General features: G+C 64.9%; 17 protein-coding genes. 12 read left to right on the top strand and 5 right to left on the bottom strand.

What is annotated here, in order from left to right:
• The first annotated feature begins 248 nt into the window (after positions 1-248).
• Together serA and IVA79_RS34950 are read left to right on the top strand one after the other, a co-directional pair.
• The gene (serA, locus tag IVA79_RS34955; protein WP_247561692.1) at positions 249-1,493 is read left to right on the top strand and encodes a phosphoglycerate dehydrogenase; all 1,245 of its coding nucleotides are present in this window, start codon (positions 249-251) and stop codon (positions 1,491-1,493) included.
• A gap of 82 nt (positions 1,494-1,575) precedes the next feature.
• A complete protein-coding gene (locus tag IVA79_RS34950) occupies positions 1,576-3,237 on the top strand; it encodes a tannase/feruloyl esterase family alpha/beta hydrolase (protein ID WP_247561691.1) in 1,662 nt (553 codons plus the stop codon).
• Between the two features lie 33 nt (positions 3,238-3,270).
• On the opposite strand, the gene IVA79_RS34945 is transcribed toward IVA79_RS34950, so the two are convergent.
• Both IVA79_RS34945 and IVA79_RS34940 read right to left on the bottom strand, forming a co-directional pair.
• Positions 3,271-4,533, bottom strand: a complete 1,263-nt coding sequence (locus IVA79_RS34945) for an ATP-binding protein (RefSeq protein WP_247561690.1) — start codon at positions 4,531-4,533, stop codon at positions 3,271-3,273.
• Positions 4,530-4,988, bottom strand: coding sequence for an ATP-dependent Clp protease adaptor ClpS (locus IVA79_RS34940; protein ID WP_247561689.1), 459 nt, complete (start codon positions 4,986-4,988; stop codon positions 4,530-4,532). Before IVA79_RS34940 ends, IVA79_RS34945 begins: the two co-directional genes overlap by 4 nt.
• A gap of 155 nt (positions 4,989-5,143) precedes the next feature.
• On the opposite strand from IVA79_RS34940, the gene IVA79_RS34935 reads away from it, so the two are divergent.
• The 6 genes from IVA79_RS34935 (at position 5,144) to IVA79_RS34910 (ending at position 12,094) form a co-directional block, all read left to right on the top strand.
• The gene (locus tag IVA79_RS34935) at positions 5,144-5,593 is read left to right on the top strand and encodes a MarR family winged helix-turn-helix transcriptional regulator (RefSeq protein WP_247561688.1); all 450 of its coding nucleotides are present in this window, start codon (positions 5,144-5,146) and stop codon (positions 5,591-5,593) included.
• Between the two features lie 12 nt (positions 5,594-5,605).
• Positions 5,606-6,376 (top strand): enoyl-CoA hydratase, encoded by a 771-nt coding sequence (locus IVA79_RS34930; protein WP_247561687.1) that lies wholly within the window; start codon positions 5,606-5,608, stop codon positions 6,374-6,376.
• Between the two features lie 124 nt (positions 6,377-6,500).
• On the top strand, positions 6,501-8,582 hold the full coding sequence (locus IVA79_RS34925) for a methyl-accepting chemotaxis protein (protein WP_247561686.1): 2,082 nt from the start codon (positions 6,501-6,503) through the stop codon (positions 8,580-8,582).
• Positions 8,583-8,713: 131 nt separating this feature from the next.
• Entirely contained in the window at positions 8,714-9,652 is a 939-nt protein-coding gene (locus IVA79_RS34920) for a dihydrodipicolinate synthase family protein (protein WP_247561685.1), read from the top strand.
• 370 nt (positions 9,653-10,022) lie between these two features.
• Positions 10,023-11,423 (top strand): selenium-binding family protein, encoded by a 1,401-nt coding sequence (locus IVA79_RS34915; protein WP_247561684.1) that lies wholly within the window; start codon positions 10,023-10,025, stop codon positions 11,421-11,423.
• Positions 11,424-11,506: 83 nt separating this feature from the next.
• A complete protein-coding gene (locus IVA79_RS34910; protein ID WP_247561698.1) occupies positions 11,507-12,094 on the top strand; it encodes a hypothetical protein in 588 nt (195 codons plus the stop codon).
• A gap of 9 nt (positions 12,095-12,103) precedes the next feature.
• Here IVA79_RS34910 and IVA79_RS34905 read toward each other — a convergent pair whose 3' ends face one another.
• From IVA79_RS34905 to IVA79_RS34895, 3 genes are read right to left on the bottom strand one after another with little or no spacing between them, the layout of a single operon-like run.
• Positions 12,104-12,802, bottom strand: coding sequence for a DUF1045 domain-containing protein (locus tag IVA79_RS34905; protein ID WP_247561683.1), 699 nt, complete (start codon positions 12,800-12,802; stop codon positions 12,104-12,106).
• Between the two features lie 18 nt (positions 12,803-12,820).
• Positions 12,821-14,014, bottom strand: a complete 1,194-nt coding sequence (locus IVA79_RS34900; RefSeq protein ID WP_247561682.1) for an alpha-D-ribose 1-methylphosphonate 5-triphosphate diphosphatase — start codon at positions 14,012-14,014, stop codon at positions 12,821-12,823.
• The gene (locus IVA79_RS34895) at positions 14,011-14,682 is read right to left on the bottom strand and encodes a chloramphenicol acetyltransferase (protein WP_247561681.1); all 672 of its coding nucleotides are present in this window, start codon (positions 14,680-14,682) and stop codon (positions 14,011-14,013) included. Before IVA79_RS34895 ends, IVA79_RS34900 begins: the two co-directional genes overlap by 4 nt.
• Before the next feature lie 175 nt (positions 14,683-14,857).
• Here IVA79_RS34895 and phnC point away from each other — a divergent pair, with 175 nt between their 5' ends.
• The 4 genes from phnC (at position 14,858) to phnE (IVA79_RS34875) (ending at position 18,464) form a co-directional block, all read left to right on the top strand.
• Positions 14,858-15,667: a phosphonate ABC transporter ATP-binding protein gene (gene phnC, locus IVA79_RS34890; protein WP_247561680.1), complete on the top strand. Its 810-nt coding sequence runs from the start codon at positions 14,858-14,860 to the stop codon at positions 15,665-15,667.
• 62 nt (positions 15,668-15,729) lie between these two features.
• Positions 15,730-16,665, top strand: coding sequence for a phosphonate ABC transporter substrate-binding protein (phnD, locus tag IVA79_RS34885; protein WP_247561679.1), 936 nt, complete (start codon positions 15,730-15,732; stop codon positions 16,663-16,665).
• 72 nt (positions 16,666-16,737) lie between these two features.
• The gene (phnE, locus tag IVA79_RS34880) at positions 16,738-17,622 is read left to right on the top strand and encodes a phosphonate ABC transporter, permease protein PhnE (RefSeq protein WP_247561678.1); all 885 of its coding nucleotides are present in this window, start codon (positions 16,738-16,740) and stop codon (positions 17,620-17,622) included.
• On the top strand, positions 17,619-18,464 hold the full coding sequence (gene phnE, locus IVA79_RS34875; protein ID WP_247561677.1) for a phosphonate ABC transporter, permease protein PhnE: 846 nt from the start codon (positions 17,619-17,621) through the stop codon (positions 18,462-18,464). The genes phnE (IVA79_RS34880) and phnE (IVA79_RS34875) overlap by 4 nt, the downstream gene beginning before the upstream one ends.
• Positions 18,465-18,523: the final 59 nt, after the last annotated feature.

Below are 18,523 nucleotides of genomic sequence, written 5' to 3'. Positions count from 1 at the left end.
CCTACGGCCAACCTTGACCGCTCCTCGCCTCGGCGCCCAAGACCGCCTCCAACAAACGACGCCCTCTTGACAACTCATTCCCCATACAAGGATGACGGAACGGACACTGTGCGTGCGGGAATGACTGACCTGGTGGGATGCCAAGCGCAGCTACGCCCTGCCATCTTCTCCCCGTATCCGGCCCCTATTGTGCTGGGCCTCCTCCGCGGTCTAAGAGCTGCGGCAAAGCCGCCATTTCAGGAGACACCATGCCAGCCCCAGGCCAAAGCCCTGAGCGGAGCGCCAAGGCGCTGCTGCTCGAAGGCGTCAATGACAGTGCCGTGGACCTGTTCAGGAGCGCGGGCTTCAGCAATGTCGAGCGGCTGACCAAGGCGCTGGACGGTGACGATCTGCGGCGCGCCCTCAAGGGCGTGTCTTTGCTCGGCATCCGCTCGCGCACCCAGATCACGGACGAGGTGCTCGGCGCCGCCGAACAGCTGCTCGCGGTCGGCTGCTTCAGCGTCGGCACCAACCAGGTCGATCTTGCGGCGGCGCGCAAGCGCGGCATTCCCGTGTTCAACGCGCCGTTCTCCAACACGCGCAGCGTCGCCGAGCTCGTGATCGGCGAGATCGTGATGCTGCTGCGGCGGATTTTTCCGCGCTCGGTCTCGGCCCATGATGGCGGCTGGGACAAGTCGGCGACCGGCAGCCGCGAGGTGCGCGGCCGCACCCTCGGCATCGTCGGCTACGGCAATATCGGCTCGCAGCTCTCGACGCTGGCCGAGGCGATCGGCATGCGCGTGATCTATTTCGATCGCACCGACAAGCTCCGCCACGGCAACACCGAGCCGGTCGAACGGCTGGAGGAGCTGCTGGCGCAGAGCGACGTCGTCAGCCTGCACGTGCCGGAGACGCCGGAGACCGCGGGCATGATCGGCGAGAAGGAATTGCGAGCGATGAAATTAGGCTCGTTCCTGATCAACAACAGCCGCGGCACCGTGGTCGATCTCGACGCGCTCGCGCGCGCCTTACGCGACGGTCACCTTGCCGGCGCCGCCATCGACGTGTTTCCAGTCGAGCCGTCCTCGAACGCGGATCGCTTCAACAGCCCGGTGCAGGGCCTCGAGAACGTCATCCTGACCCCGCATATCGGCGGCTCCACCGAAGAGGCGCAGGAGCGCATCGGCGGCGAGGTCGCGCGCAAGCTGGTGGATTATTTCATCACGGGATCGACCATGGGCGCGGTGAATTTCCCGGAAGTGCAGCTGCATTTGCGTCCCTCCGGCGCGCGCTTCAGCCATGTCCATCGCAACGTGCCCGGCATGCTGCGCCGGCTCAACGAGGTCTTCCTCCAGCGCGACATCAACATCGCCGCGCAATACCTGGAGACCGCCGGCGATCTCGGTTACGTCGTGCTCGACGCCGATCTCGGCAGCCAGGATTCAGCCGCGCTGCTCCAGCAGATCCGAAGTCTCGACGGCACGGTCGGCGCGCGGCTGGTGTTCGAGCACTAGCGCGTCATTGACGGCAGGCCGGAGGTCGCATTGAATGCGGCCTCTGTTGGGTTGAATGAGAACACAAATCCGGGTGGGAACGATGACGCTGACAAGAGCGAAGCTGTGCGCATGCCTCGTGGCCACAGCGGCGGCGCTGAGCGCGAATTCCGCTTTGGCGCTGACCCTGGCGGAGGACGCAGAAACCGTCTGCAAGGGCCTCAATGGCGGGACCGACGCCGTGAAGATCGATTCGACCGCGTTGCAGGCGCCCTCGCCAATCGCCGTCGCCGAACGCGGGCCGACGCCGTCCGGGCGCATCACGCCGGCCAACCCCGGCTTCTGCAAGGTGATCGGCCATATCGATCCGGTCGACCCCAAGGCGCCGCCGATCAGATTCCAGGTCAACCTTCCCGTCGAGTGGAACGGCCGCTCGGTGCAATATGGCGGCGGCGGTTTCAACGGCGTGCTGATCACCGGTCTTGCGCTGCCGCCGGCCTCTCCGTTCGACAAGCCGTCGCCGCTCGCGCGCGGCTTCGTCACCTACGGCACCGATTCCGGCCATGAAACGAAGCAAGGCGAACCGCCGCAGGTCTTTGCGCTCAACGACGAGGCCTTCGAGAATTTCGCCCATCGCGCCTACAAGAAGGTGCGCGATGCGGCTGTGGGGCTGATGGAGCGCGCCTACGGCAAGAAGCCGGAAAAGATGTATTTCGTGGGTTCGTCCGAGGGCGGCCGTGAAGGTCTCACCATGGCACAGCGTTACCCCGATGATTTCGACGGCATCTTTGCCCGCGTGCCCGTGATCAACTGGGTCGGCCTGCAGCACGCGGGCACGCGCTCGGGTCTCGTCACCATGGGCGCGGGCTGGATCAATCCGGCGCAGGTGAAGCTCGTCGGCGATGCCGTGCGGGCGGCGTGCGACAAGGCTGACGGTTCCGACGATGCGCTGGTGCAGGACCCCGTCGGCTGCAAGGCGGCATTCAAGGTCGAGACGCTACGCTGCGCCTCTGGCCAGAGCGGCGATCAGTGTCTGACCGATCCGCAGATCAAGGCGATCGAGACCTTGCACGGCGCCTACAAATTCCCGTTCGCGCTCGCCAATGGTCTCGACGATTATCCTGGCTGGGGCGTGTCGGGTGAAGATACGCCGGCGATCGGTCCGACCGGCGGCTGGGTTTCGTGGTGGCTCGGCACCGCGCCGCCGGCGCAGCCGCCTGCGCCGAACAACGGCATTGCCTGGATCTACGGCGCCGGCGGCATCAAATACGTCTTCGCGCGCGATCCCAAGCTCGACGTCACCACCTATAAGGTGGAGGAGCACAAGGCGCGGCTGCTCGAAGTGTCGAAGCTGATGGATTCGACCGATCCCGATCTCAGCCGCTTCCGTGCCCGAGGTGGCCGTCTGATCATGCTCGAGCACATGGCCGATTACGCCCAGAGCCCCTATGCCGGCATCCGTTATTTCGAGAACGTCGAGCGCAAGATGGGCAAGGCCGAGACCGCCGAGTTCGCGCGGCTCTACACCGCGTCCGGCGTCGACCATGTCGGCTCCGGCGCGCCGGCCAATGTCGACATGCTGAGCGTGCTGGTCGACTGGGTCGAGAAGGGCAAGGCGCCCGGCGATCTCGAGGTTATCGAGCAGAAGGTCGAGCCGCCGTCGTTCGCGACGCTGCGCGCGTTGCCGCTGTGCCGCTGGCCGGCCTGGCCGCATTACAAGTCGGGGCCGGTGACGGAGGCGTCGAGCTTTACCTGCGCGCCGTAAAGGCAAGGAGGCCTGCCGGGGGGCGCGTCGTCTTCACCCCGCGGCCATCTGCTGCGCGCCGCCCAGCAGGCGCGCATTGAGCCGACCGCCGGAGAAGAGCATATCATCGAGCGCCTCGTCGATGTCGACGGAGGCCACGGACTTGCCGCCATCGCGCGCGAGGCTGGCCTGGGCCAGCCGCCGCGTCAATTCCTTGATGAACGCGCAACTCGTGCCCTCGCTGCGTCGGGCAGCCTCCGCGACGATCGCGTCGTCGAGGGGCAGTCCTTTGCCATAGAGCCGGACCAGCTTGCCGCGGCCGGCCTCATCGGGGAGCGGCACTTCGATCGCCTGATCGATGCGGCCGGGGCGACCGGCCAGGGCTCCTTCGAGATCCTCAGGCCGGTTGGTGGTCAGCACGAACAGGATGTCTGCATCCTCCTTCAGCCCGTCCATTTCGTTGAGCAATTTGTTCAGCATGGATTCCTCGCAGGGGCCCATGTCGTCGCGGTCGCGGGCGATGAGATCGACGTCCTCGATCACCACCATCGAGGGCTGGAGCAGCCGTGCGAGGTTCATATAGGCGCCGAGAAGCCCGATTTGCTCGGCGGTGATGATCAGTGTCGTATGTCCGGGCAGATGTGTTGCGAGATAACGGATCGTATGCGTCTTGCCGGTACCCGGCGGCCCGTACAGCAAGATGCCTTTGCGAGTGGATTGACCCAGCCGGCGCAATTGATCACGGGAGCCGACAAAATTCAGCACGTTGCGGTCGAGCAGCCGCAAGGTTTTCTCGGGCAGGATCACTTCGTCGCGTGCGACAGGCGGCAAACGGTGCACGGTGATGCCGCGCGAACGGCCGCGATAGTCAGAATCGGAGTCGAGCGAGAGGATCTTGCCGCGATAGGTACGCGCGGATTGTACGGCTTGCTCCAGTTCACTGAAACATTGCTGGACGAGGGCTGTGCCTATGGCGCCCGAGGGCATCGCGATTTCAATACGGATTCCGGGCTCGCGGCTATATTCGCGATGTGCACAGAGCAATACCGCGTAACGAAGATCGTCCTGCTCGCAAAGCCATAGTCCATTATCGAGACACTTGACGGGATCTTTCTCGCCAACCTCGACATCAGAATATTGCAGGGGCGCAATCGCTACCGCGTAGCGGCCGTCGCGGAGGAGCCGTGAAATCGACAGGGTTTCGTACCGCTGCTCTTCATTCAGGCCGAGAAGTCGAACAGCCTTGCCGAACAGGTGATCGACGGCTGCCTGGACATCCGCTCGCATGTGACCAGGAAACTGGCGGATCGTGATCACGAGCTTGCTGCGCGGGACACCGGCAAAATGCCAGTCCAAGACGTCGCAGGCATAGTCGAATTCTTCTTCCCGTGCGTCCGCTCTGGTTTCCGCCGCACGATTGCAGTCGCTGCACAGCCAGATGGTGCGGCTCCCGATCCGCACGCTGACCTGCCCTCCGGCTTGTCGCAAAGCTCGCAAGGCGTCTTGATTGTCTCAAGCGTGATCTGGAGGTTAAGCCCTTCCACGGAAATGCGTTGCTGTGCCGATTTGAACAAGGCATCGGCAACGGCCTGGGGGTAGGGGCCGGAGGCCGCTTTTCCGCTCCGCTCGATCTCGGCAATCAATGCTGCCGCCTCGCGCTCCGGTTTGCCAAAGACCTGACGGAGCAGATCGATCACGAATTCGTCGGGAGTATCGTCGTCATTATGGATCAGGAGTTGGGCCGCCTGATTCTCGTCACGCATACTATTCATCACGAAATATCCCCGGACAATCTACGATTGAATAGAACGAATAGGGAACATGAAATGTATCGACTGTCAAGCGCTCCGGTCGCCTCAGCTTTCGTTTTCGGCGGCTGCCGCGAAACGACTTTGACAAGCCCCGGCGTCACGCTTATATATTTCGCATGCGAAATAATAGCGCCGACGCGCGGCATCATCGATTGATCTACCTGCTGAGCGTCGCGCAGCGCCGGCTGCAGCGCTGGATGGCGGCGCGGCCCGAGAGCGAGGTGACGCCGGCGCAGGCCGGGCTGTTGTTCATTCTCGGCAAGCAGGACGGCGTCCTGATGGGCGAGGCCGGCGCGGCGCTCGATCTGGGGCCGGCCGGCATTTCCGGCCTCGTCGATCGCACCGAGGCTGTGAAGCTGATCGAGCGGCGGGCCGATCGCGAGGACGGACGCGCCTGGCGGATCTGGCTGACGCCGAAGGGACGAATGGCGTTGGCCCAGGCGAAGGCCGGCGCGGCCGAGGTCAACGCGGCGCTGACGGACGGATTTACAGCTGCGGAGATCGACATCGTCGCACGCTGGCTCACCAGCATCCAGGACAAGTTTCCAAGGCATTCAGACGACTAGAAGGAGAGACCGATGACCGAGCACGTCCGGATCGAGAACAATGGCGGAATTCTCAGCCTCACACTGGCGCGTCCCGACAAGAAGAACGCGCTGACGGATGCGATGTATGGCAAGCTCGCTGACGCCATCGAATCCGCTGAGTTCGATCCGTCGGCCCGCGTGATCCTGATCCGCGGCGAGGGCGACATGTTCACCGCCGGCAACGACGTCGGCGAATTCGCCGCTGTGGCGTCGGGCAAGTCCGAAGGCAGCCGCAACGTATGGCGCTTCATCCAGTCGCTGGCCCGCTGCACAAGGCCGCTTGTCGCGGCGGTGCAGGGCCGCGCCGTCGGCGTCGGCACCACGATGCTGCTGCATTGCGATCTCGTCGTGCTCGCCGACAACGTGCAATTGTCGACGCCCTTCGTCAGCCTGGCGCTGGTGCCGGAAGCTGCTTCCAGCCTGTTGATGCCGGCGCGCATCGGCTATGCCCGCGCCTATGAGATGTTCGCGCTCGGTGAGACCGTTCCCGCCAGGTCAGCGCTCGAATGGGGCCTCGCCAACCGCGTGGTGCCGCTCGACAAGCTCGATGCCGAGGCGCTCGCGCTGGCGCAACGTCTCGCCCGCCAGCCGGCCGGCGCGCTCACCGCCACCAAGAAGCTGATGCGCAACGGCGAGGCGCTGGTTGCGCAGATGCAGGCCGAGGGCGAGCAGTTTGCCCAGCGTCTGCGCACCGCCGAGGCGCGCGAAGCGTTCACGGCCTTTGCCGAGCGCCGCCCGCCGGATTTCACCAAGGTCGCGTGAGGGAACGCGGCCAGCCATGAGGAGCGGCCGGCGGCACAACCGCGGGTACTTGATTAAAGTCTTAACCAAACCTTGGCATGTCGCCATGCAAGGTGGCCTCTCGTGAAGAGTAGGCCCCCGACCCATGACGATGTTTAAGAAATCGGTAAGCTCGCTTCTCCTGACGCTGATGGCGTTGCTGGCCGCCGGCGCGCTGGCCTCCACGGCGACCCAGATGGTCGGGGCCTTCGGCCGCTACAGCGACAGTCTGGAGACGGAACGGCTTGCGAATGCCGACAAGGCGATCTTCCATGGCGTGCTGTCCCTGCGCAACAATCGGGGTGATGCCCAGAGCGCGCTGCTCGGCGAGGACGATCCGCGCGCCAAGCTCGGCGCCGCCGAGAAAGCCGAGCAGGCCGGCTATGATTCCATCGTCGCGGCGCTCTCCACCATCGAATTTGCCCGCCGCGACGAACTTGCAAGCACGCTGAAGCAGCGCTGGAGCGAGGCCGCGTCGAAGTTCCAGCTGTTCTACGACGAGGCCAAGCTGCCGCGTGCCGAGCGCAAGATCGAGCGCACCGCATCCTGGTACGACGGCGTCACCAAGGTGATCGAGACCGCCAATCTGGCGTCCACCGCGGTGTCGAATCGCGCCTGGACCAACGATCCCTTCATCGCCCGCATGATCCAGGCCCGCCGCCTCGCCTGGCAGGTGCGCGACCGCTACGGCATCCAGTGCTCGACCCTGCGCCCGAACGTCAACACCTCCAAGCCGCTCGACGAGACCCAGAAGCAGACCGTGGCCGGCTGGAACGGCATCGTCACCGCCGGCTGGACCGGCATGGAGGAACTGCTGGCCGCGCCTGACGTGTCGGCGGAGATGGTCAACCTAGCCAAACAGGCGCGCGCCAAGACCGACGGCGTGCTCAAGCAGATCGGCGATCTCACCAGGACTTTCGACGGCAGCGGCAAGCCGGCGATGCCGCCTGCGGAATGGAACGCGTTGTGCCAATCGCCTTTCGCGCCCATCGTCGCCGTCGCCAACACGGCGCTCGACCAGTCGATCGCGCGGGCCGAGATGGTTCAGGCCAAAGCCCTCACCAATCTCATCGTGCAATCGTTCGCCTTCGTGCTCGCGCTCGCCGTGACCCTGACCGGCGTGTACGTGGTGCGCAATCGGCTGATGCGCCCGGTTCGCGCCATTCTCGACGCCATCGCCCGCATCAGCGCGCGCGACTATGCGACGCCGGTGCCGCAATCCCGGCATCCCGACGAGTTCGGCACCATGGCGGCCGCTCTCGAAAGCCTGCGCGAGAGCGCGGCCACCGCCGAGCGGCTGGGCCAGGAGCGTGAATCGCAGCAGGCACTCCAGCTCGCCCGCTCCGGCACCGTCGATTCCGCGTGCCGCAGCTTCGACGACACCGTGCAGGCGGTCATCCAGAGCGTTGTCGCCTCGACACGGGAGCTCGATGCCACCGCGACCGGCGTGCGCTCGCTGGTCTCGCAATCGAGCAGCCAGACCGCGGCGGTCTCCTCCGCCGCCGAGCAGGCCACCAACAATCTCGAGACCATCGCGGCGGCGACCGAGGAACTCTCCGCATCCGTCGGCGAGATCTCGGCGCAGGTGCAGTCCAGCGCCCGGGAGGCCCGCGAAGCCGTGTCGCAGGCCGAGCAGACCAACGCGACGGTCGAGATCCTTGACCAGACCGCAAGCCGCATCGGCGAGGTCGTGAAGATGATCAACGCCATCGCCAGCCAGACCAACCTTCTGGCCTTGAACGCCACGATCGAAGCTGCACGCGCGGGCGAGGCCGGCCGCGGGTTCGCCGTGGTCGCCGGCGAGGTCAAGAGCCTCGCCTCCCAGACGGCGACAGCGACAGAGGAGATCTCACGTCAGGTCGAGGAGATCCAGGGTGCGACGGGCCAGGCGGTTGCCGCCATCCGTTCGATCGGCGGCGCGATCAGCGGCATCGACGAGAAGATGACGGCGATTGCTGCCGCGGTCGAAGAGCAGCGCGCGGCGACCACCGAGATCTCGCGCAACTTCCAGCAGGCGGCGCAAGGCACCCGCGAGGTTACCGACACCATCGGCAGCGTCGCCAGGCTCAACCAGGAGACCGGCAATGCCGGTACGGTGTTGTCGGAATCCGTCAGGAAGATGTCGGCCGACGCCGACCGTCTCCGCGTCGCGGTCGAGGGCTTCCTGGGAGCGGTGAAGACCGCGTAGTTTCGCCTCATTCTTCCATCCTGACGTCGTGCCTTCGGCATTGCCGCCGGTCCGCGCGGCGGGTACATCTGTGCCGCCTCGCTCCGTGAGCGTAGCGCCAGACGCAAGACACAACAGGGATGGAGAGTTCGATGCCGGTCACCCCACACAACGCCCAGCGCCCCTATCGCGGCGTGTTCCCGGTCGCGCCCACCATCTTCGACGAGCGCGGCGAGCTCGACCTCGAGGGCCAGCGCCGCTGCATCGATTTCATGATCGATGCCGGCTCGAACGGCATCTGCATCCTCGCCAATTTCTCCGAGCAGTTCGTGCTGACCGATGCCGAGCGCGAGACTGTGATGCATGCGGTGCTGGAGCATGTCGCGGGCCGGGTTCCCGTGATCGTCACCACCACCCATTTCAGCTCGGTCGTCTGCGCCGCGCGCAGCAAGCAGGCCGAAGCGGCGGGGGCCGCCATGGTGATGGTGATGCCGCCCTACCACGGCGCGACCTTCCGCGTGCCCGAGAAGGGCATCGTCGAATTCTTCAAGGTGCTCTCGGGCGCGATCAACATTCCCATCATGATCCAGGACGCGCCGGTCGCCGGCACGCCGCTGTCGGTCGAGCTGCTGGCGCGGCTGGCGCGCGACTTCTCCAACATCCGCTATTTCAAGATCGAGGTCGCAGGCGCGGCTTCGAAGCTGCGCAGCCTGATCGAGGCCGGCGGCAAGGACATCGAGGGTCCCTGGGACGGCGAAGAGGCGATCACGCTGCTGGCCGATCTCGATGCCGGCGCCACCGGCGCGATGACCGGCGGCGGCTATCCCGACGGCATCCGCCAGATCGTCGATCCCTATTTCGCCGGCGACCGCGAGAAGGCGAAGGCCGCTTATGAGCGCTGGCTGCCGCTGATCAATTACGAGAACCGCCAATGCGGCCTGATCGCCTGCAAGGCGATGATGCAGGCCGGCGGCGTGATCAAGTCCGACACCGTGCGCCATCCGCTGCAACCGCTGCATCCGGCAACAAGGGCTGGGCTGTTGGAGCTGGCCAAGGAGCGCAATGCACTGGCGCTGCGGTGGGGGAAGTAGAGCGAGACACTCCGCGATCGTAGGGTGGGCAAAGCGGAGCGTGCCCACCACCTGTTGCCATTGAGAAAGATCGTGGGCACGGCGCTCCGCGCCTTTGCCCACCCTACGAGGGCTGCGGGTGGAGGGACGTCGCGCGGATATACTCAACCGTCGTCCCGGACAAGCTCCGTGAAGCGGAGCGCTGATCCGCATTTCGGCCAAAGGCGTCGAATTAACGCGATTCCGCCAGTTTCCCACAGCTCGGCGATGACATATTGTACGCCTGCCAACCAGCCTAGGGGAGCATCTCAAGACATCGCGTAATACCTCTTCATTATGCCGTTATCCCGAGCCAGGTTGGCGCGAACCGACAGATCAGGGAGGCAGTGCCATGACGATGAGGCCCGATCCCACATTTCACGCATCGCCCAAGCTTGCGATGGAAGCACCTGCGGAGAACTTTGCCTACACCTTGCTGCTCAGTCCGGATTTCTCCAAGCCGGATGCTCTCGCGGTCATCGACGTCAAGCCGGGATCGCCGACCTACAGCCAAATCGTCCACACCGTGACGATGCCCAACAAGGGCGACGAGTTTCATCACTTCGGCTGGAATGCCTGCTCCTCCGCCTTGTCGCCGCTCGCCGGGCATGCCTTCATCGAGCGGCGCTATCTCATCATCCCCGGACTGCGCTCGTCGCGGATCTACATCATCGACACCAAGCCAGATCCAACCCAAGCCAAGATCCACAAGATCATCGAGCCCGAGGAAGTCTTCAAGAAGACCGGCTACTCGCGGCCGCACACGATCCATTGCGGGCCGGACGGCATCTATGTCAGCACGCTGGGCGGCGGCGGCCAGGACGGCACCAACGGACCTCCAGGCGTTTTCATCATGGATTGTGAGACGTTCGAGGTCCTGGGACGATGGGAGATCGACCGCGGTCCGCAGACGCTGCACTATGATTTCTGGTGGAACCTGCCGCGCGACTACATGGTGACGAGCGAATGGGCATTACCGCCGCAGTTCGAGAACGGGATCGTCCCGGAAGATCTGCTGTCGAACAAATATGGCCATCGTCTCCACTTCTGGGATCTACGCGCACGTCGCAACGTCCAGACCATCGATCTCGGCGCCAACCATCAGATGGCGCTGGAGGTGCGACCGGCGCACGATCCGGTTCGCGAGTACGGCTTCGTTGGCGTTGTGGTCGACACCACCAACCTCGAAGCATCGATCTGGACCTGGTGGCGCGAAGGCGGGAAATTCCATGCAGAGAAGACGGCGACGATCCCGCCCGAGCCCGCGCCAAAGGAGAAGCTCCCGCCCCTGCTGCAGGGCTTTGGTGCCGTGCCGCCGCTGGTGACCGACATCGACCTGTCGATGGATGACCGGTTCCTCTATGTCTCGTGCTGGGGCACGGGTGAGATGCGCCAGTACGACGTCAGCGATCCCAGAAAGCCGAAGCTTGCGGGCTCAGTCCACATCGGCGGCATCGCGCGCCGCACTCCGCATCCGAACGGCAAGGCATTCACGGCCGGCCCGCAGATGGTCGAGATCAGCCGCGATGGCAAACGTGTGTACTGGACCAATTCGCTCTATTCCACCTGGGACGACCAGTTCTATCCCGGCGGGGTTCCGGGCGCGGCAGTCATGGCCAATGCCGGTCGCGACGGCGGCCTCGAGCTCGACAAGGACTACTTCGTGAGCTTCCCCGACGGATATCGCGCGCACCAGATCAGGCTCGAGGGCGGCGATTGTTCGACGGACTCCTTTTGCTATCCGTCGGCCTAGATTGGGGACACGCGAGCCCGGCGCTCGGCTGGCTGTGGCTCGCTCTTGTTGCGAGCGGTCTCTACCACGGCATCAATCCGGGGATGGGATGGCCGCTCGCCGTTTCGGCCGGGCTCCTGGACAAGAGCCCGCGCGCACTTTTCCGCGCCTTGTGGGCGCTGTCGGCCGGGCATCTTCTCGCAACGCTTCTCGTGCTGCTGCCATTCGCGTTCCTGCTCGTGCTGGCGGAGTGGCAGCGTTCGATCCAGCTGGTCGCGAGCCTTTTCGTCTTCGGCTTCGGCGTCTATCGGTTGATCGTTCGGCGCCATCCCCGCGCGCTGGCACGAATTCCGCCGACGCAATTGGTGCTCTGGTCATTTGCCGTCGCCATTGCTCACGGCGCCGCCTTGATGCTCGTGCCGATCTATCTCGGGCTCTGCCAGGCCTTCGAGCTCGATGCCGGCCATCAGGCCGCGAGCGCGTTGATGAAGGCAAGTGTCGGGATGGCGGTGCTGGTGTCCCTGGTGCACGTTGCCGCTATGGTCGGGGCCAGCGGGTGTTTGGCCTGGCTGGTCTACCGCTATCTGGGATTGAAGTTCGTCTCGCGAAGCTGGTTCAATCTCGATGCAGTCTGGGCGACCAGCCTCGTTCTGGTCGGCGCCGTGGCGCTCGTCTTCAATCTTGTGAGATGACGGTGAAGCCTACCGCCTCAAGTCCCACTCGCCGATGATGCGAAATCGCGCCTTGGCATCATCCTGCTTGAACAACGCGATGCGATCGATCTTGAGCGTATCCATCCCCAACGCCGCAAACCGCGCCCGCAGCATCTCCAAAATCGGCCCGCGCCGCGCCGCATCGAGCCGTCCCGTCAGCGTCATGTGGAAGCGGAATTCTTCCATCACGTAGGGATAGCCCCAGCGGTCGAGATAGTCGCGCTGCCGTTCGCTGAGTTTCTCAGGTCTGCGCCGCGCGCGGTCTTCCGCCGACAGCGCAGCCCGGAACGAGTCGAATTCGCGCGCGCAATCGGCGGCAAGCCCTTGAAGCGCCTCGATCGGCTCGGCTGGAATGACGGCAATGAAGCCGCTGATGGCATCGACGACCGGCCGGATCACGGGAAGCGGCCGGGCCTTGCCGGCGAATGCCGCGCAGGCGGCCATCAACTCGGTCTCCGTCCTGCCAGGCGTGAGCGCCATCGGCGCCTTCAACGTGGCGTGAAAGCCGTATTTGCGGGGATCGGCGCTGACGTCGCGCCAATCAGGCGCGACGCGCAATGCGTCGGCGGGAAAGGCCAGTTCATTGCCGGTATAGGCATCGTAGCCGAGCAGCTCGGCGCCGAAGCGGGTGAGGGCGCTGTCGTGGCCTGCAGCAAAATAGATCGCGTAGCGGGGAAAACCTGTCATGGCTGGAGCATAGCCGGTTTAAGCCGCGACGACAGCTTCGCGCGGCGTCGCCACAGCAGTGAGCAGCCGCGACGCATCGGTGAGATGGACGAGCTTGCCGCCTGATATCACCGCAATCTGCCGCGGCCTCAGCTTCACGCTGTCGTCGACCAGCAGAATGTCGGCGCGGCGGCCTTCCGCGAGCACGCCGCGATCGGCAAGGCCGGTCGCGCGCGCAGGGCCGGCGGAGACCAGATTCCAGGCTTCCGTCAGCGGCAATACGCCATCGGCGGCGAGGCGGAACGCGGCGAGGAGTTGGGCGGGATAATAATAGTCCGATGCCAGCACCGAGCAGAGCCCCTTGGCGATCATGTCGGAGGCCTTGGTCCAGCCGGTGTGGCTGCCGCCGCGCACGACGTTCGGCGCGCCATAGACGATGGCATCGCCATGGCTCGCTGCCGCCCGCGCCGTCTCCTCGTTGACCGGAAACTCCGCGATCTCAGCGCCGAGCGCACGAAACTCCTGGCGCATTGCCGGTGTCGCATCGTCGTGCGAGAGCATCCGCACCCCGGCAGCGCGGGCCGCGGCGGCCAGCCGCGCCACCGAAGCCGGCACCTCGGCTGCGCGCGCGACCACGCGTTCGACCAATCGGTCGAAATCCTCGCTCGACAGGCCGGTGCGCTCCACCATGCGGTTGCGCTTGCGCGGCTTGGCCATGTCGGCGACCGTGCCGTCCATGTGGTCGTTGAAGGCGAACAGGTCGACGCGGCCCTCGGCAAGCCACTCGCTGATCTCGGTCTCGGCCTCGAGATTGTAAGTCTCGTGCCGCAGATGGAAGCGGGTGTCAGCGGCGAATTGCGGACGCTGCCGCTCGATCGCCTCCATCAGTCCGCGCGCATTGTCGCTGCTGCGAAGGCCCGGCTCCCACGAGCAGGTCGTGGCGTGAAACACCGTGGTGATGCCATTGCTGATGGCCTGGCGGTCGCTGTCGGCGAGCGCGACGTCGATCGGAAAGTCGACACCGGCGCGCGGCATCATCTGCCGTTCGAAGGCATCGCCATGAAGATCGACGATGCCGGGCAGCACCAGCAGGTTGCGTGCATCGATCGCCAGCCGCGCCCGGCCGCGAGAGGCGTCGATCTGCGCAATGTCCGTTCCGGACACGAGGAGCGAGGTTTCGACGAGCTCGGCGCCGATCAGGGCCCGGCCGCCTTCAAGGAAGATGTCTGTCACGCGACCGCGCTTCGTTTGCTGGCAGGAGAATGGGCGAGAGAGCTCGCTTGTGCTTCGTATGCCGCAAGAAAATCTTCAATCCCAAGCTTGCGGAAATCGGGCAGCGCGTCACGCAATTTGTCGTGATCCCAGTCCCACCAGGCCAGCCTCGCGAGCCGTCCGGCAATCGCCTCGGAGAACCGCCGCCGCACGATGCGGGCCGGATTGCCGGCGACGATGGTGTAGGCCGGCACGTCCTTGGTGACGATGGCACCGGCCGCGATCACCGCGCCAGTGCCGATGTTGCGGCCCGGCAGCACGATCGCGCCGTGGCCGATCCAGACGTCGTGGCCGATATGGACGTGATGCTGGCGCCGCCAGTCGAAGAACTCGGCATCGTCGCTCTCGCCCTCGAAATAGGCGCTGGAGCGATAGGTGAAATGCGCCTGCGTCGCGCGGTGCATCGGATGGTTGCCGGGATTGATCCGCGTCATCGCCGCGATCGAGCAGAACTTTCCGATGGTGGTGTAGGTGATCTGCGAATCGTTGACGACATAGGAGTAATCGCCCATCGCCGCTTCATGTAGGATGGTCCGCGCGCCGACCTCGGTATAGGCGCCGAGCCTGGTCTCATGCAGCTTGGCCGAGGGATCGATGGTCGGCTGGACCGAAAGAGCTTTGGCGGCCATGTTGCATCCAGAGTTGAGAGGGTGGGCGTTCCTCTTCGAGCGGCTCGATGACGATGTCATGACACCGCGATGACAGGGGATGAGCTGTGTAGGATCGCCGCACTGCAACGCCCGTGTCACACAAGTGTTAAGTGCCGGCGTTAGCGGTGAACTCCAGTTCAATCTGGAGCCCCGCATGCTGGTGGTGGATGGTCTGACGTGTCGCTTCGGCGCAAAAGCCGCGGTGGACGATGCCTCGTTTCAAGTTTCCCCCGGCGGCTTCGTCGGCGTGATCGGACGGTCCGGCGCCGGCAAGTCGACGCTGCTGCGGAGCATCAACCGCCTGGTGACGCCGACTGACGGACGCATCCTGTTCGACGGCGTCGACGTCACCGCGCTGCGCGGCAAGGAGCTGCGGCAGTGGCGGGCAAGGTCGGCGATGATCTTCCAGCAGTTCAACCTGGTCGGCCGGCTCGATGTCCTCACCAATGTCCTGATGGGACGCCTTGCGACGATGCCGGCCTGGCGCTCGCTGTCGCAAATCTGGCCGGAGCAGGACAAGGCGCTGGCGATGTCCGCACTCGAACAGTTCGACATCGCTTCGCTCGCCGCCCAGCGCGCCGACCAGCTCTCCGGCGGCCAGCAGCAGCGCGTCGCGATCGCCCGTGCGCTGGTGCAGCAGCCCGACATCATCCTCGCCGATGAGCCGATCGCCTCGCTCGATCCGCGCAACACCAAGATCGTGATGGATGCGCTGCTGCGCATCAACAAGCATTTCGGCATCACGGTGCTCTGCAATCTGCATTCGCTCGATCTGGCGCGCAGCTATTGCGACCGCCTGATCGGCATGGCGCAGGGTCGCGTGGTGTTCGACGGGGCACCGTCCGCGCTGACCGATCACGTTGCGCGCGAGCTCTACGATCTCGAAGCCGCCGATGTCATGGGCGCCATGCCTGTCCCGGCGCCCGCGGGTGTCCCGGCGCTCGGAACGGCCGCGGCCGCCTGAGCGACGTCTGTTTCTTTTGCAAGTCTTTGCGTCAACCGACCCAAACTGATGAAGAGGGTATCATGATCACTCGCAGATTAATCCTTGCCGGCGCCGCCGCGCTCGCGTTCACGGCTTCCGCCTCCGCCAACGACTGGAAGGCCAAATATCCCGAGCTGACCTTCGCGGTCGTGCCGGCCGAGAACGCCTCCGGCGTCACCGAGCGCTGGGCGCCGTTCATGAGCTACCTTTCGAAGGAGCTGGGCGTGAAGGTCACGCTGCGCATCGCCAACGACTACGCCGCGGTGATCGAAGGCCAGCGCTCCGGCAACATCCATATCGCCAGCTACGGCTCGGCCTCGTTCGCGCGCGCCCGCCTGACCGGCGTCAAGACCGATGCCTTCGCCAACGACATCAACGCCGACGGCTCCACCGGCTATTACTCGGTGTTCTTCGTCAAGGCGAGCAGCGCCTACAAGAAGATCGATGACCTCAAAGGCAAGAATCTCGGCCTGGTCGACCCGAACTCGACCTCCGGCAACAACGTGCCGCGCTTCGAGCTCGACAAGATGGGCATCCACGATGCCGATACCTATTTCAGCAAGGTCGTCTTCACGGGCAGCCATGAGAACGCGATGCTGGCGCTGGCGCAGGGCACGGTCGACGTCGCCGCCAACCAGTGGACCACCGACGACGATTCCACGCTGGCGCAGATGCTGACCAAGGGCATGCTGAAGAATGCCGACGGCTCGGCGATGAAGAAGGACGACTTCCGAATCATCCACAAATCGGCACCGATCATCAACGGTCCCTATGCCTATAACTCCGACTTGCCGGACGACGCTAAGGCGGCTATCGCGAAGGCCTTCTTCGACGCGCCGGCGAAGGACAGGGCGGCGTTCGATCGCCTCCAGGACGGACAGAAGAAGGGTTTTAATCACGCCACCACCAAGGATTGGGATGGCACGATCGAGCTGATCAAGTTCGTCGACGCGCTGCGTAAAAAGAAGGCGTCCTGATCTCAGGGCGACGCACCTGGAGCCGGGTCCATCGACCCGGCTCTTTCTTTGACGGGACTTAATCTCAGGCCGATGACGACAGCGGTTTCGATCCTCCCCGAGCAGCAGCTTGCCGCGCTGAACGCCGCCTACCGCCGGGCGGTCGGGCGCAAGCGGCTGCGGCTGCTGTCGGGGATCGCGATCTTCGCCGCGGCTCTGACGCTCGCCGCGATCGGCGCCGAAGTGAATTTGCGTACGCTGTTCACCTATTTCGGCAATTTCGTCAGCTATTTCGACCGCATCCTCACGCTCGACACCGGCCAGCGCGTCTGGACCGATGTCGGCGAGTGGCTCTGGGGCTGGCGCAAATGGCTGAAGATGCTGGGCGAGACGCTGCTGATCTCCTATGTCGGCACGCTGATCGGCGCGACCTTGGCGTTTGGCCTCAACTTCTTCGCGGCTGAAAACACCTCGCCCGCCCGCTGGCTGCGCTTCACGGTGCGGCGCCTGCTCGAATTCGCTCGCACCGTTCCCGGCATCGTCTTCGCGCTGGTGTTCGTGATTGCCTTCGGGCTCGGGCCGATGGCGGGCGTGCTCGCGATCGCGATCCACTCCACCGGCGCGCTCGGCAAGCTGTTCTCGGAGATCGTCGAGAACGCCGACATGAAGCCGGTCGAGGGCATCCGTTCGACCGGCGCGAGCTGGCTCGCCTGCATGCGCTTCGCGGTGGTGCCGCAGGTGACGGCCGGCTATGCCAGCTACGCGCTGCTGCGCTTCGAGATCAACGTTCGCGAGGCTTCGGTCATGGGCTTCGTCGGTGCCGGCGGCATCGGCCAGGAGCTCGTCGTCGCCATCCGCAAGTTCTACTATTCGGACGTCAGCGCCATCCTGCTCACCATCATCGTCACGGTCTTCATCATCGACATCACCACCGGCTGGCTGCGCGGCCGCCTGTTCGGCAGGGAGGCGCGGACGTGACGCCGCACGAGGTCGATCCGCGAGAGCTTCGCGCGCGCTACCCCGACGTGTTCGACCGGCCCGCCTCGGCGCGCCTCGCCATGCCCGCGATGATCGTCGCGGCATTCGCGGTTCTCATTTACGGCCTCGTCGATCTCGATTTTTCGCCGTCGCGATTCATCGCCGGCCTCAGCCAGCTCGGCTGGATCACATTGATGATGATCCCGCCTGATCCCGGCTCCTCGCTGCCGATCTATCTGAAGGCGCTCGGCGAGACTCTCTCAATCGCGCTGCTCGGTACGACGCTGGCGGCGGTGTTCGCGCTTCCGGTCAGCCTGCTGGCCGCGCGCAACGTCGTGCCGTCGAAGCTCCTGCGCTTTCCTGTGCGTCGCGTCCTGGATTCGATCCGCGGCGTCGACACGCTGATCTGGGCGCTGGTGTGGATCAACGTCGTTGGGCTCGGCCCGTTCGCCGGCGTGCTCGCCATCGCGGTGTCGGATTTCGGCGCCTTTGGAAAACTGTTCTCAGAGGCGATCGAGGGCGCCGACCAGAAGCAGGTCGAAGGCATCCGCGCTTCCGGCGGCAGCCCGCTGCACGAGATCCGCTTCGGTCTGTTGCCGCAGGTCCTGCCGGTCATCGCCGGCCAGGTGCTCTATTTCATCGAATCCAATACCCGCTCCGCCACCATCATCGGCATCGTCGGCGCCGGCGGCATCGGCCTCCAGCTCGCCGAGCAGATCCGCGTCCTGGAATGGCAGAAGGTGTCGTTCCTGATCCTGATGATCCTGGTCGCGGTCGCCGCGATCGATTTCATCTCGGGCAAGCTGCGCTTTGCGATTATCGGCCGAAGGGCGGTCGCCTGAATAAAGGTGCCGTAGGGTGGGCAAAGCGTAGCGTGCCCACCACCTCCAGCGATTGAGAG

The sequence above is a fragment of the Bradyrhizobium sp. 138 genome (assembly GCF_023074075.1).
Taxonomy (GTDB): Bacteria; Pseudomonadota; Alphaproteobacteria; order Rhizobiales; family Xanthobacteraceae; genus Bradyrhizobium.
Note: the sequence above shows the minus strand (reverse complement) of the source record. Positions and strands in the feature narration are given on the sequence as shown.